Genomic DNA, 11,676 nt, shown 5'->3' on the forward strand with positions numbered 1-11,676 from the left:
AGTCCCCGAGACCGAGCGGCGCGCCTTATCCACCCTACAACGGAGCCGGTTTCGTAGGGTGGATAAGCGCAGCGCATCCACCATCGGCCTCGCTGCCGACACGCTGTTGGCGGCGGCCACCCAAATTTGGAACTGCTGGCACCGGGTCGTTCGCGGCGCCGCGTGGAAAGACCACCAAGTGCGTGGCCTCCAGACGGATACCGATGTCGTCGCCGATGGCGTGCTGGTGGTGACTGGGGACCAGACACAGACACTGGATCCCGCTCTCCAGGCGCAGCGTGTAGAGATACTCGGCACCGCGGAAGGCGCGGGCGACGACGGTGGCGCGGCGCGGGCTGGACTCGTCGTAGATCAGGTCATCGGGGCGGATCAGGACTTCGGCCGCATCGCCGGCTTGCAGCCCGTGGGTGCGTGACCCCGCCACGCGTCCAAGTTCGGTCCGCACCCGCAGCGCATCGACGACCTCACCGGGGAGGATGACCCCTTGACCGATGAAGTCCGCGACGAAACGATTCGTCGGCTCGTGGTAGAGGTCAAAGCCGGTCCCCCATTGATGGATTTGGCCTTGACCGAGAACGCCGATCTGATCGGCCATGGCGAAGGCTTCGAACTGGTCGTGGGTGACCAGGACCGCGGTGACCCCGTCACGCCGCAGCACCTCACCCACCTCGCGCGCCAGTTGCTCGCGCAGGTCCGCGTCCATGCTCGAGAAAGGCTCGTCCAGCAGCAGGATGTCCGGACGCGGGGCCATGGCGCGGGCCAGGGCCACCCGCTGCTGCATCCCCCCCGAGAGCTGATGTGGGTACTGACGGGCGGCCTGTTGCATGCCGACCAATTCCAACAGTTCATCGACCCGCTCGGCGCGCGCCCGCCGGGGCAGGGCGCGCAGGCCGAAGCCGACGTTGCGCGCCACCGTGAGGTGCGGGAACAGGGCGAAGTCCTGGAACACCATGCCGATGCGGCGCGACTCCGGCGCCAGGGTGCGGTTCGGCCCCGAGACCTCCCGCCCGCGGATCAGGATCGCGCCGCGGGTCACCGGCTCGAAACCGGCGATAGCCCGCAGCACCGTGGTCTTGCCGCAGCCGCTGGGGCCGAGCAGGCAGCCGATGGCGCCGGCCTCCAGTTCGAATGACACCGCGCGCACAATCTCGCGCCCGCCATAGGCGACGGTCACGTCGCGGACTTCAAGTTGAATGGGCATCGCGGGACCGGGTGATGGAACGGCTCAGAAGGATGACCGGAATCAATCCGGCCAGGACGATGGTCAGCGCGGCCGGGGCCGAATCGGCCAGCCGCTCGTCGCTGGCAAGCTCAAAGGCGCGCACCGCCAGCGTGTTGAAATTGAACGGCCGCAGGATCAGGGTCGCCGGCAGTTCCTTGAGCACATCAACGAACACCAGCAGCAGGGCGGTGATCAGGCTGCCCTTGAGCATCGGCAGATGGACGCGCCGCAGCACCTGGCCGGGGCGCAGGGCCATGGAGCGGGCGGCCTCGTCCATGGAGGGCCGGATCTTGCCGAGCCCGGCCTCGACTGTCTGCAGCGCCACCGCCAGGAACCGCACCAGATAGGCGAACAGCAGCGCGGCCAGGGTGCCGCTCAGCAGCAGCCCGGTAGAGACCTGGAAGGTGGCACGCAGCCAGGCATCCAGGGTGTTGTCGAGCCAGGCGAAGGGGATGATCACGCCGATGGCGATCACGGTGCCGGGAACGGCGTATCCCAGCCCCGCGAGCCGCACGGCCGTGCGCACCGGCGGCGACGGATGCAGCCGTTTGCCATAGGCGAGCAGCACGGCGAAGACCAGTGCGGCCAATGCGGCCACCGCCGCCAATCCCAGGCTGTGGAGGACCAGACTCAGGAACCGCGTGTCATAGACGGTGTGGGCGATGGTCGCCGCCCAGGCCGCGAGTTGTCCCGCGGGGATCAGAAAGCCGAACAGCAGGGGCAGGGCCGAGAAGGCGATGGCAGCCGCCGCCCGCCACCCGCGCAGTCGGTGGCGGCGGATCGACTGGTGACGCTGACTTGTTTGGTGATAGCGTGAATGACGGCGGGAGCTTTGCTCCAGGGCGATCAGCACCAGCACGAAGCTCAGCAGCAGGGCCGAGAGTTGGGCCGCCCCGGCCGGGTCGCCCAGTCCGTACCAGGTGCGAAAGATTCCGGTGGTGAAGGTCTGAACACCAAAATACTGCACGGTGCCGTAATCCGCCAGGGTCTCCATCAGAGCCAGTGACAGGCCGGCCGCAATCGCCGGCCGGGCCAGCGGCAGGGCGACGCGCCAGAAGGTCTGCCAGGGACCATTGCCCAGGGTGCGGCTGACATCGAGCACGCACAGCGACTGACTCAGAAAGGCCGCCCGCGTGAGCAGATACACATAGGGATAGAGGACCAGCGACAGCATCAGCGCCGCCCCGCCCAAGGAGCGCACCTCGGGGAACCAATAATCCCCATAGCCCCAGCCGGTGAGGCCCCGCAGGCTGGTCTGCACCGGTCCGGCGAAGTCCAGCATCCCCGTATAGGTGTAGGCGATGATGTAGGCCGGCATCGCCATCGGCAGCAGCAAGGCCCACTCGAAGAGCCCGCGGCCGGGGAACTGGCACATGCTGGTGAGCCAGGCGGTCCCGACCCCGCCGATCAGGGTGCCGACCGTGACCCCCAGCATCAACAGCAGCGAGTTCGTCACATAGTCCGGCAGGACCGTGGCCGCCAGATGGCGCCAGGTGTCGCCCGCGGGGACGAACACAAAGCCGGCGATCACCAGCACCGGCAGCGCCAGCACCAGGGCGACGCTGACGATGCCGACGGACCAGAGCCGCGAGGCGGAGTTGGTATTCAAACGGTGTCTTCGGCTATTTCCAGCCCGCACGGTCCATCAACTTGACCGCCGGGGCATTGAGTTCGCCCAGCCGCGCCAGGTTCAGTGAATCGGCTTTGAACGGACCCCAGGCGCTCAGAGTGGCGCTGACGGCCACGCCATCACGCACCGGGTACTCGCCGTTTTCCTGCGCATACCACTGCTGGGACTCGGGGCTCGCCAGGAACTCCACCAGTTGAACCGCCGCGTCCTTATGCTTGGCCGCGGCGGTCAGCGCCGCCCCGCTGACGTTCACATGGGTACCGCGCCCGTCCTGATTGGGCCAGAAGACCGCCATGGATTCGGCGGCAGTCCGGTCGGCCGGGTCCTTGCCGGTCAGCATCCCGGCCAGATAATAGGTATTGGCGACGGCGATGTCGCACTCACCGGCGGCCGCGGCCTTGATCTGATCCCGATCCCCGCCCTTGGGCGGACGTGCCAGATTGGCGACCAGCGCCGCGGCCCAGGTTTCGGTCGCCGCCTCCCCGTTCGCGGCGATCAGCGAGGCGACCAGCGATTGGTTATAGATGTTGTCGGAGGAGCGGATACAGATGCGTCCCTTGAAATCGGCGCCGGCCAACGCTTCATAGGTGGAGAGGGTCGCCGGGTCGACCTTGCCCTTGACGTACATGATAGGACGGGCGCGCATCGTGAGTCCCACCCAATGGCTCTCCGGGTCGCGGAAGACGGCCGGGACCGCCGTGCTCAGGGTGTCCGAGACCAGGGGCTGGGTCACCCCGGCCGCCTTGGCGCGGTACAGGTTGCCCGCATCCGTGGTCACCAGCAGGTCGGCGGGTGAGTTGGCTCCTTCGCTCTTGAGCCGCTGGAGCAGCGCATCCTCCTTGCCGGTGACCAGATTGACCGCAATCCCGGTCTGGGCGGTGAAGCGATCCAGCAGCGGTTTGATCAGCTCCTCTTTGCGCGACGAGTAGACGTTGACTTCATCGGCGGCGACGGCGGGCAGGCCCAGCATCAAAGCCGCGGCAACGGCAAAGGTACGGAAGATAGCATTCACAGGGTTGCACTCCTTGAACGGGAATAGGTTTCAGGCCAAGGGGCGTCACGCGACGGTGAGCGCACACCGGTATCGGATATTAATGAGAACTGTTATTATTATCAAGTCTGACGTTGCGGAGACCAACCGTTGGCACTGGATGCCGGTATCCTGCCGGAGTGACGGCGGCGGTGATGTCCCCGAAATTTCAGGTGGAATAGGGGCTGGATCGGCGGGTGATGCCTTGCTCGATCGCGTCTGCGTCTGAACAGTTGACGCCCTTGGCGGACGCGTTGATAAAACTGCCACTGAGGTTGAGCGGCCCGGCGCGGACCGCGTTGCGCTTGTCCACCCGATGTTGCATGCCCGGAGCCGTGACCAAGGCCCGCACCGTCTATCGCCCCTTGACCAACGCACTCGCCCAAGTCTTCACCTGATCGTAAACGACGCCGCGCTGACTGAGTAGGACGAAGGGCTCACCGGGTGCATCAAGATCCATGTACTCGAACTTGGCGACGAGTCCGTCGGACGAGCTGATCTTGCGGTCCAGGCCAGGCCCGCGTACTAAAGCTGACCATTTCTTGGTGAGCCGATTGATCGAGACAATAACAGCCGGTTGGTAACCGCTCTTCGAGACGAAGCGGAATGCCGATCGGGTCGTAGTCCAGGTTCCGGTTTCGGAGTTGCAGGGGATCTCGAGAAAATTCAGCGTCAGCCGTCCGGCGCTGATCGCAGCAGGCAGGTCGGAGTAGCTCGCGCCGCTGACGAGCACGCTGGTAACGGCGGCGGGTAGCCAGTTATTCACGGTCAGCGAGATGCTGCCCAAGCCCTTGGCCGGAATCGGGCTGTTCCGTGGGGCGAAAGTCGTATCCATGATCACCCAACCATAGATAAACGGGATCGAGTCAGGATTCCCCTCGAACTGTGCACTGTAGTCGATATTCATCGCCAGACGGAAAGTCACATCCGGCCGCCGGTTATCCACTGTCCCGTGGGTGTTCAGTACGATCCAGTAGTGCTTGGCAGGATCTGCGTCTTCGTCGTTGTATCCTACGAGTACTGTCCAGTGCCCGCAGCCCCCTTTGTCCCAGGTATGGCCCTTCGCATAGTCCATACTGATGATCGTTTCGGCAGGCTCCTTCTCCCAGAACGCGTCGAATCGATCCCAGTCGGCGGTTGTCGGCAGGAAGAAAAGCAGGCCAACCGGATGGCCGGCATCAAGGACGCTTTTCAGGTTTTTGATCGCGTTCTCCTGGGGGACGCCCCACGTGTCTACCAGCGAGTTCTTGATGCTCGCAATGGGAAATGACCTATTGCCGGATGCGCTCCACGGGGTTCCTGAGGCAATCGCCGATGGGCGGACCTCACCGACAGCGAACTCCGTGTCCCAGGCCGCGCCGGTATTGGTATAAGGAATGGCATACCCGATCATATCGTAGAAGGCTTTGGTCTTGCCGACGTGCCCACCCGAGTTGAGATTCGAGCCGACCATCCAGGCGTTCGATGCCAGAAATTGAACGGACAACCCATCCTGCAGCATGGGATGACCGCCGAACTGCTTGTCGAAATACATCGACATCATCGCCGTGCTGGCCCAGGCCCAGCAGGTGCCGGTTGGCGTCTGGTCGCGCAACTCCGGCGTGTAGTGCAGATGATGGAGCACCGAGACCGATCCTTTGATTGGCGTGTAGGCGGGCGGAGCCTCGTAGGGTTCCAGGCCATCGAACCAATCGGCGAGTTCCTGCTCCTGCGCGTCGGTCATGTGTATCATGCCGTAACGCGACGCTGCGGCTGGTTGAGCACATAAGACAGACACCAGACCGGCCACAAGGGCGAGGAGCGGGAGGCGAAGTGTCATGACGGCTTACCTTTTGATGGGGATTGCGGGGCGACAGCCGATTAAGCTGCGGGAGGACACGATTTGTAGCCTAGCTCAACCCCGGCCATCTGTCCAGGCCGGGCACCGTCGCGCTGTCGATTCTGCGATCAGCTTCACACTCGATCGGCTGTGCGGACCGGCGGCAGTCCAGAACGCGAGTGATCGGGGATGACCCAAAGCCGCAGAGTGGACCGCCGACCTTGCAATCAGGCCGGGCAGCACGAACACCGCCGTCCGGGCGTCCGGCACCCCACAAATTTTGCTCCGCGCGTCAAAATTTCCGGTTTCACCAAGCGCAAAGGTGTTGAAACGCGCCCGGAGAGGCGTATATTAAAAACCTAGTAAACAGCTCAGAAATGGGCGCTCAGTCGTTACGGAGCCAGGTGCGATGTCCGCAAGCACAGCCGTCGAAGCCATCGTTGAGTCAGAGTACGAGCACGGATTCATCACGGAGATCGAGTCCGATACCTTTCTGCCCGGTCTGGACGAGGGGGTGGTGCGCGCCATCTCCGCCCGCAAGGGTGAGCCGGAGTTCTTGCTGGAGTACCGGCTCAGGGCGTTTCGCCACTGGCAGACCCTGGCGACCCCCAGGTGGGCGCACGTCCATTACCCGGAAATCGACTATCAGGCGATTTCCTACTTTTCGGCTCCCAAGTCGCAAGACGGCCCCAAGAGTCTGGACGAGATCGATCCGGCGCTGCGCGAGACCTACAACAAGCTCGGCATCCCGATCGAGGAACAGATGGCGCTGTCCGGTATCGCCGTAGACGCCGTGTTCGACAGCGTGTCGGTGGCGACCACCTTCCGCACCAAGCTGGCCGAGGCGGGCGTCATCTTCTGCGCCATCTCCGAGGCGGTGCACGACTATCCGGACCTGATCAAGCAGCATCTCGGGTCCGTCGTCCCGCATACCGACAACTTCTACGCTGCCCTGAATGCCGCGGTGTTCAGCGACGGAACCTTCGTGTATGTCCCCAAGGGGGTGCGTTGTCCGATGGAACTGAGCACCTACTTCCGCATCAACGCCCGCAACACCGGTCAGTTCGAGCGGACGCTCATCGTCGCCGAAGCCGGTAGTCACGTGAGCTATCTGGAAGGCTGCACCGCCCCCATGCGCGACGAGAATCAGCTCCATGCCGCGGTGGTGGAGCTGATCGCCATGGACGACGCCGAGATCAAATATTCGACAGTCCAGAATTGGTATCCGGGTGACGCCCAGGGCCGCGGCGGCATCTACAACTTCGTCACCAAGCGCGGCGACTGCCGGGGTGCCCGATCCAAGATCTCCTGGACGCAGGTGGAGACCGGTTCGGCCATCACCTGGAAGTATCCCAGTTGTCTCTTGCGCGGAGACGACTCGGTCGGTGAGTTCTATTCGGTCGCCGTCACCAAGGGCCGCCAGCAGGCCGATACCGGCACCAAGATGATTCACTTGGGCCGCAACACCCGCTCGACTATCGTTTCCAAGGGCATCTCGGCGGGGGAGGGGCAGCAGACCTATCGCGGGCTGGTGCGCATCGCCGCCAAGGCGCAGGGGGCGCGCAACCATACCCAATGCGACTCGCTGCTGATCGGCGATCGGTGCGCGGCCAATACCTTCCCCTATATCGAAGTCAAGAACCCGTCGGCACAGATGGAACACGAGGCTACCACCTCGAAGATCAGCGACGACCAGTTGTTCTATTGCCGTTCGCGCGGACTCACCACGGAGGATTCAGTTTCCATGATCGTCAACGGGTTCTGCAAACAGGTGTTCAACCAGTTGCCGATGGAGTTCGCGGTGGAAGCGCAGAAGCTGCTGTCGATCAGTCTGGAGGGCGCGGTGGGCTGATGCGCATTCAGGCATTGTACGAAAACCAGGTTATTGCGGCATCGCGCTGGCCGCGTTCAGTTTCGGAGAGTTGAGATGCTGTCTGTCAAGGGTTTGAAGGCGAATGTCGGTGACAAGGAGATCCTCAAGGGTCTCGATCTGGAGATTGGCCGCGGCGAAGTCCATGCCATCATGGGTCCCAACGGCTCGGGTAAGAGTACCCTGGCTCATGTGCTGTCCGGTCGGGAAGGCTATACGGTCACCGGCGGCAGTGTCACCTTCGAGGGACAGGATCTATTGGACCTGGAGCCCGAAGCGCGTGCGCACCTCGGGCTTTTCCTCGCCTTCCAATACCCGGTGGAACTGCCGGGAGTCAACAATACCTATTTTCTGAAGGCCGCGCTCAATGCCATTCGCAAGGCGCGCGGTGAGCCGGAACTGGACGCGGTATCGTTCCTGCGCTTGATGAAGGAAAAGCTGAAGGTATTGCACCTGGATGACTCATTGCTCAAACGGCCGGTCAACTTCGGCTTTTCGGGCGGCGAGAAGAAGCGCAACGAAATCTTCCAGATGGCCATTCTGGAACCCAAACTCGCCATTCTCGATGAGACCGACTCGGGTCTGGATATCGACGCCCTGCGTATCGTTGCCGACGGCGTCAATGCACTGCGCAGCCCGGAGCGCTCGGTGATTCTGGTCACCCATTATCAGCGGCTCCTCGATTACATCCAGCCCGACTATGTGCATGTGCTGGCGAAGGGCCAGATCATCCGCTCGGGCGGCAAGGAGTTGGCTTTGGAGCTTGAAGACAAGGGCTACGGCTGGCTTGGCGCCGAGGAGGCGGCATGAAAGCGACACCCGGCAACGGCTTCGCGCCTTGGCTCCCGGACGACGGACCTGCGGCCGCCACTGGGCTCGCGTGGTTCGACAGCCGCCGCGCCAAGGCCCGTGCCCAGGTCCGTGACCAGGGCATTCCGACCACCAAGCACGAGGCGTGGCGCTATACCAGCCTGACCCGGCTCCTGGAGCAGGGCTTCACCCCGACCGCCGAGGCGACGACCCCGCTGCAACCGCGGGATCTTGAACCTCTGTTGGTTCCGGGTCTTGATGCCTATCGGGTGGTGCTGGTGAACGGCCGCTTCATACCTGGACTCTCCGATCTGCAGCACCTGCCCGCCGGAGTACGGGTGGGCGGGCTGGCCCAGATTCTGAAATCCGACCCGGATGCCCTCAAGGACCGGCTCAATGGTGTCGTCGGCGAGTCCCAGCCCTTGTTCGCCGCGCTCAATACGGCCGGTCTGGATGACGGCGTAGTGGTTCTGCTGGAGCGCGGCGCCCAATTGGAACGACCGATTGAGCTGATTCATCTGTCGGTTGGCATGGATGAGCCCCGCGTCGCCCAGCCGCGTCATATCGTCGTGCTGGAGGCCGGCGCCCAGGCCAGCCTGATCGAGCGTTATGTCAGTCTCGGCGAAGCGCTGTATTGCACCAATTCGGTTCTGGAGTTGTCCCTGGGACGGGATGCGGTGCTCAAGCACCAGCGCATTCAGACCGAAAGCGCCAACGCCTTCCATATCGCCGGGCTTTATCTCAGTCTGGGAGCCGGCAGCCGCTATCAGTGTGTCACTGTCGGTCTGGGTGCCGCCTGGGCGAGAACCGATCTGAATGTGCGTTTCGCCGGCGAACATGCCGAGTGCGATCTCCAGGGGCTCTATCTGGCCGGTGACCGCCAATTGATGGATTTTCACCTGGATGTGGATCATCGCCTGCCGCAATGCAGCAGCCGGGAAAATTTCAAGGGGATTCTTTACGGCAAGGGCCGGGCGGTCTTCGACGGTCGGGTCTATGTTGCCAAAGACGCCCAGCGGACCGACGCGGCCATGTCCAACCGCAATCTGTTGCTGTCGGAAGGGGCGGAAGTCGATACCAAACCCCAATTGGAGATCAATGCCGACGATGTGAAGTGCAGTCACGGGACGACGGTCGGGCAGATCGAGCCGGAACAGTTGTTCTATCTGCGTTCGCGCGGCCTCAGCGCGCCGCTGGCCCGGCGTATGCTGTGTCTGGGCTTCGCCGGTGAAATCCTGGATTGCCTGACCCCGGACGCCCTGCGCGATCAGGTCGCGGAACAGGTGGGCAGCCGGTTGGAGCTGGCGCCGATCGATTAGCGCTTCCGATGCCTGGTTCGAGGTCGTCATGCAAGTCGTAGAGAGGTCTCCAATGAATCGTTTGGCTCGCTTTGCGGGATTCGGCCGGCATGCCGCTGTGCCGGATGACACCCGCCACCATGAGGATGTGGCCGTTGAGCGGATGGACGCGGAAGAGTTACGCGAGCCGATCATCGCCGCGCTGCGCGAGGTGCATGATCCCGAGATCCCGGTCAACATCTATGACCTGGGACTCATCTATAAGATCGCGATCAGTGATCGCGGTGACGTGAACATCGACATGACGCTCACCGCTCCGGCCTGCCCGGTCGCCGGAATGATGCCGCTGATGGTCAAGGATGCGGTGGCCTCCGTGGAGGGCGTCGGCGCGGTCGAGGTTGAACTGGTCTGGGATCCGCCCTGGAACCAGTCCAACATGAGCGACGAGGCCAAGCTACAGCTGGGGATGCTGTGACGCGTGCGCTTGGTGCGACATCACGCCGGGCCTGGACTCCGTCTTCCAAGTCAGGGCTGTTGATTCACGCGGTTGTGTTCCGGTTCGGCGGGAGGGAATGACAACCGGCATTCAGTGGGGTCGAGGCGGGCACCCAGCGCCGGGTTCGCGGCGCACAGCGACTTCAGGATCGCTTGGATGCGGATCGCCTTGTTGACGTTGTCGATCGGCTTGCAGGTCTGCTGATCCAGGTCGCGACCCTGATGATGAAGTGCCGCGACGGCGCCCTCCCGATCGAACAAGGGAGCACCGGAACTGCCGGGATTCGACCCGCAGTCATGGTAGAGACGGACATCGCCGCTCTCCGCGATCCATCCCGGCGCGGGCGTCCGCAGCACCGTGCAGCGATCACTCAGTTGCTTTGGCAAACAGGCCATATGGTGAATCAGGCGCAGGTTGTCGCGATTTGTTGTCGACGACCCCGATGCGACGAGCCGCGCCGGGCGCACCGGCCCGGCGCCCGCGAGCGGGGCGATCCGCAGGAGCGCGAAGTCGAGTTCCCGGCTCGTCGCCAGCACCGCGTTACACTGATACTCCTGGCCGTTCCCATCACCATCCCATGAGAAATTGTGGGGAGGGGTCAAAATTGTGGGGAGGGGTCAGGTCTTGCAATCACGCATTTCCTCAGCTTCTCCCGGATGCTGGATTGCAAGACCTGACCCCGCTGCCCCTTCTGACCCCGCTGCCCCTTGCGCGGCTACTTCGCCTGGTCACTGCTCGACAACTTCGAGTGGTCACTCGGCTATGCCAAACGCTTCGGGCTCGTCCACATCGATTTCGCCACTCAGCAGCGGACCATCAAGGCCAGCGCAGCGTTCTACCGCGCATTCATCCAGGCGCAACGCGATGCGTAAGGGCGCGCCTATTCGCGGATGTGCTGAACGCTTCCAGTTGTACCAAAAGCCGAAGGATTTGGTCGTACAGCAGTCAAGGGGATGCTCAAAAACCAATTGAGCCTGCCCTCTTTTGCCCAGCACTTTAAAAGGGCTGCCCGCACGCTGGAAACCAGCGCTCGCGCCTTTTGCTTACATCAAACGGTCACACCAATACCCTGGCCGCCGTCTCAGGTCGGAGACTGCAACGACCTGTACTATCTGGCCTTTGACCCGATAGATAACCCCAAATGGAAACCGCCTCACGAGCAGGCGGCGCGTGTTCATCGAACAGGGGCTACCGGCCTCGGGAAAGGCCATCGCCAAGGATACGGATCGGTAAACTTCGTCGGCCAGTTCGATGCCAAGGCCCTGTCGGCACGACTCGTAATAGGCGACCGCTTGGTCGAGTTCGGTCTCGGCCGCGTCGTGGAGTAAAGAACTTGGCTCATGAGGCCAAGTGTGTGAGGCTTTATTAATTTGGAATAATAGACGATAATGAAATACCGCACAGCACATAATTATCTTTTTGGACTGATATGCTCATTTTTTCCGTCATCGAGTTAATGGACGAACAGAAATGCTATGATTTCTTGGTTAATATACTTCAT

At 62.8% G+C, this 11,676-nt stretch carries 12 protein-coding genes and 1 pseudogene; 6 read left to right on the forward strand and 7 right to left on the reverse strand.

What is annotated here, in order from left to right; translation table 11 throughout:
* Positions 1–34 precede the first annotated feature (34 nt).
* The 3 genes and pseudogenes from QZY03_RS05010 to QZY03_RS05020 form a co-directional block, all read right to left on the reverse strand.
* On the reverse strand, positions 35–1,201 hold the full coding sequence (locus QZY03_RS05010; RefSeq protein ID WP_295578690.1) for an ABC transporter ATP-binding protein: 1,167 nt from the start codon (positions 1,199–1,201) through the stop codon (positions 35–37).
* The gene (locus tag QZY03_RS05015; RefSeq protein WP_295578692.1) at positions 1,185–2,831 is read right to left on the reverse strand and encodes an iron ABC transporter permease; all 1,647 of its coding nucleotides are present in this window, start codon (positions 2,829–2,831) and stop codon (positions 1,185–1,187) included. The genes QZY03_RS05010 and QZY03_RS05015 overlap by 17 nt, the downstream gene beginning before the upstream one ends.
* 13 nt (positions 2,832–2,844) lie before the next feature.
* Positions 2,845–3,768, reverse strand: a pseudogene (locus QZY03_RS05020) (Fe(3+) ABC transporter substrate-binding protein); the annotation flags it as partial.
* Between QZY03_RS05020 and QZY03_RS31985 the strand changes: the two are divergent.
* A complete protein-coding gene (locus QZY03_RS31985) occupies positions 3,673–3,891 on the forward strand; it encodes a hypothetical protein (protein WP_363170022.1) in 219 nt (72 codons plus the stop codon). The pseudogene QZY03_RS05020 and the gene QZY03_RS31985 sit on opposite strands and share 96 nt — an antisense overlap.
* Before the next feature lie 160 nt (positions 3,892–4,051).
* On the opposite strand, the gene QZY03_RS05025 is transcribed toward QZY03_RS31985, so the two are convergent.
* Positions 4,052–4,207: a hypothetical protein gene (locus QZY03_RS05025; protein ID WP_295578694.1), complete on the reverse strand. Its 156-nt coding sequence runs from the start codon at positions 4,205–4,207 to the stop codon at positions 4,052–4,054.
* Between the two features lie 30 nt (positions 4,208–4,237).
* Positions 4,238–5,605, reverse strand: a complete 1,368-nt coding sequence (locus tag QZY03_RS05030) for a hypothetical protein (RefSeq protein WP_295578695.1) — start codon at positions 5,603–5,605, stop codon at positions 4,238–4,240.
* A 505-nt stretch (positions 5,606–6,110) separates the two neighbouring features.
* Between QZY03_RS05030 and sufB the strand changes: the two genes are divergently transcribed.
* The 4 genes from sufB to QZY03_RS05050 all read left to right on the forward strand — a co-directional run bounded on the left by sufB (position 6,111) and on the right by QZY03_RS05050 (position 10,154).
* Entirely contained in the window at positions 6,111–7,553 is a 1,443-nt protein-coding gene (gene sufB / locus QZY03_RS05035) for a Fe-S cluster assembly protein SufB (protein ID WP_295578697.1), read from the forward strand.
* Between the two features lie 75 nt (positions 7,554–7,628).
* Positions 7,629–8,381, forward strand: coding sequence for a Fe-S cluster assembly ATPase SufC (sufC, locus tag QZY03_RS05040; RefSeq protein WP_295578698.1), 753 nt, complete (start codon positions 7,629–7,631; stop codon positions 8,379–8,381).
* Entirely contained in the window at positions 8,378–9,700 is a 1,323-nt protein-coding gene (gene sufD / locus QZY03_RS05045) for a Fe-S cluster assembly protein SufD (protein ID WP_295578699.1), read from the forward strand. The genes sufC and sufD overlap by 4 nt, the downstream gene beginning before the upstream one ends.
* Before the next feature lie 52 nt (positions 9,701–9,752).
* A complete protein-coding gene (locus tag QZY03_RS05050) occupies positions 9,753–10,154 on the forward strand; it encodes an SUF system Fe-S cluster assembly protein (protein ID WP_295578700.1) in 402 nt (133 codons plus the stop codon).
* 50 nt (positions 10,155–10,204) lie between these two features.
* On the opposite strand, the gene QZY03_RS05055 is transcribed toward QZY03_RS05050, so the two are convergent.
* Positions 10,205–10,777 (reverse strand): serine protease, encoded by a 573-nt coding sequence (locus tag QZY03_RS05055; protein WP_295578701.1) that lies wholly within the window; start codon positions 10,775–10,777, stop codon positions 10,205–10,207.
* Positions 10,778–10,882: 105 nt separating this feature from the next.
* Between QZY03_RS05055 and QZY03_RS05060 the strand changes: the two genes are divergently transcribed.
* On the forward strand, positions 10,883–11,047 hold the full coding sequence (locus QZY03_RS05060; protein ID WP_363170018.1) for a family 1 glycosylhydrolase: 165 nt from the start codon (positions 10,883–10,885) through the stop codon (positions 11,045–11,047).
* 171 nt (positions 11,048–11,218) lie between these two features.
* On the opposite strand, the gene QZY03_RS31990 is transcribed toward QZY03_RS05060, so the two are convergent.
* Positions 11,219–11,584 carry a type II toxin-antitoxin system RelE/ParE family toxin gene (locus QZY03_RS31990; protein ID WP_363170020.1) on the reverse strand — a complete coding sequence of 122 codons (366 nt, stop codon included), beginning with the start codon at positions 11,582–11,584 and terminating at the stop codon, positions 11,219–11,221.
* Positions 11,585–11,676 lie beyond the last annotated feature (92 nt).

The sequence above is a fragment of the uncultured Lamprocystis sp. genome (genome assembly GCF_903933125.1).
Taxonomy (GTDB): Bacteria; Pseudomonadota; Gammaproteobacteria; order Chromatiales; family Chromatiaceae; genus Thiodictyon.

Excerpts from the sequence above, each read along its gene's own strand:
- QZY03_RS05010 (WP_295578690.1), bottom strand. The coding sequence starts at position 1,201 with ATGCCCATTCAACTTGAAGTCCGCGACGTGACCGTCGCCTATGGCGGG.
- QZY03_RS05025 (WP_295578694.1), bottom strand. The coding sequence starts at position 4,207 with ATGCAACATCGGGTGGACAAGCGCAACGCGGTCCGCGCCGGGCCGCTC.
- QZY03_RS05030 (WP_295578695.1), bottom strand. The coding sequence starts at position 5,605 with ATGACCGACGCGCAGGAGCAGGAACTCGCCGATTGGTTCGATGGCCTG.
- sufB (WP_295578697.1), top strand. The coding sequence starts at position 6,111 with ATGTCCGCAAGCACAGCCGTCGAAGCCATCGTTGAGTCAGAGTACGAG.
- sufC (WP_295578698.1), top strand. The coding sequence starts at position 7,629 with ATGCTGTCTGTCAAGGGTTTGAAGGCGAATGTCGGTGACAAGGAGATC.
- sufD (WP_295578699.1), top strand. The coding sequence starts at position 8,378 with ATGAAAGCGACACCCGGCAACGGCTTCGCGCCTTGGCTCCCGGACGAC.
- QZY03_RS05050 (WP_295578700.1), top strand. The coding sequence starts at position 9,753 with ATGAATCGTTTGGCTCGCTTTGCGGGATTCGGCCGGCATGCCGCTGTG.
- QZY03_RS31990 (WP_363170020.1), bottom strand. The coding sequence starts at position 11,584 with ATGTGCTGTGCGGTATTTCATTATCGTCTATTATTCCAAATTAATAAA.